2 protein-coding genes are annotated in these 1,491 nt (G+C 72.5%); both read right to left on the bottom strand.

Annotation, left to right across the window (positions count from 1 at the left end; genetic code table 11):
- Window positions 1-221 (bottom strand): ATP-binding cassette domain-containing protein (locus tag ACWCSD_RS52525; RefSeq protein WP_449927444.1); only part of this gene is annotated, 221 nt, incomplete at its 3' end.
- Window positions 222-228: 7 nt separating this feature from the next.
- Window positions 229-1,122: a siderophore-interacting protein gene (locus ACWCSD_RS52520; protein WP_449927441.1), complete on the bottom strand. Its 894-nt coding sequence runs from the start codon at window positions 1,120-1,122 to the stop codon at window positions 229-231.
- Window positions 1,123-1,491: the final 369 nt, after the last annotated feature.

The following is a 1,491-nucleotide window of genomic DNA, read 5'->3' as shown; positions in this document are numbered from 1 at the left end:
GCCAGCCGGACCTCGCCGGAGTCGGGGCGGAGCAGCCGGGCCAGGGCGCGCAGCAGGGTGGACTTGCCGCTGCCGTTCGGGCCGACCAGGGCGGTGACGGCGCCGGTGACCAGGCTGACGCAGGCGCCGTCGACGACGGGACGACCCGCGTAGCCGAGACACAGGTCAGTGCCGGTGAGCGCGGGACCGGAGCGGTCCGGGGGCAGGGGGGCGGTCGTCATGGCGGGCTCACGCGTCCTCGGAGCGGCCCTGACGCCAGTAGCCCATGAAGGCCACGGCCTTGCGGTCCATGCCGCGCTCGGAGACCAGGTGGCGGCGCAGCCGCTTGATCACGGCCGCCTCGCCGGCCAGCCAGGCGTAGCAGGGGCCGTCGCCGGTCTCGGGGATCTCCCAGAGGATCTCTGCGTCGACGTCGATCTCCTCGGGCTCGGCGCCTGCCGCGCCCGCCGGAAGGAGCCTGGCGGCGGCCTCCGCGACGGCGGGCTCCAGGCGGGCGCCCCAGGGAGCGTCGCCGCGGGCGAGCCAGGTGACCCGCACGCCCGGCGCGCCGGCGACCGGGAGGAAGTCCTCCTCGTGCGGCACCTCCAGCAGGGCCTCGCCGGTGACATGAGCGGGCAGCCGCTCCAGGATGCCGACGATCGCCGGGACGGCGGTCTCGTCACCGGCGAGCAGCACGGTGCCGAAGCCGGCGGGCGGCCGGAACTCCAGGCCGCCGTGGAAGCCGTCGTAGAGGCCGTTCGGGCCGAAGATCGCCGCCGCCGAGCCCGGCTCGCAGGCGGCGATCCAGCGGGCGGCCGGCCCGGCGGGCCCGGCGCAGTCGTCGTGCAGGACGACGTCGATGTCGACCTCGGCCGCCTCCGGGCGGACCGCGCGGACGGTGTAGGTGCGCAGCGGGTTGCGCTCGTCGCCCTGGGCGTACCACTGCTTGAACCAGTCGGCTCCGCGCGGGAAGCGCGTGACGCCCGCGCCGGGGGTCGGCAGGACCAGCTTGACGCGCTGGTCGTATCCGTTGTCCGCGAACTCGTGCAGGTCATCCCCGGTGAAGGTGACGCGGAGGAACGACGGGCTCAGCCGCCGCAGGCCCCGAACCCGGACGTCGAAGGCACGAAAAGGATCAACCACCACAGAGCTCCTTAGTTAGGTTAGGCTAACCTACATTGAATCCTCCCATCGGGGAACCCGCCCCCAGAGCCGTCGCCTTTACAACGTAGATCACAATCACGGCGGAAAATTATCGGCCGGAGTTGTCGGATCCGGGCCGCGTCGTTCGTAGCCAGGGTGAACAGTCGCCACGAGGGGCTGTCACGACCAGCACGACCGAGGGAGACGCCGACCGATGCAGCACCACCCGCAGGCCAGGATCCACCGCATGTTCGAGCTCACCGAGCCGATCGCCACCGCCACCTTCTCCGAGGTGGCCAACGAGGCGTTCCTAACGCGCCGCCCCGGCGCCGGTCGTCAGGCTGATGTAGGCCGCCGCCAGGATCGGAT

This window comes from Nonomuraea sp. NPDC001684 (genome assembly GCF_053596515.1).
This window is presented reverse-complemented; position numbering and strand designations above follow the sequence as displayed.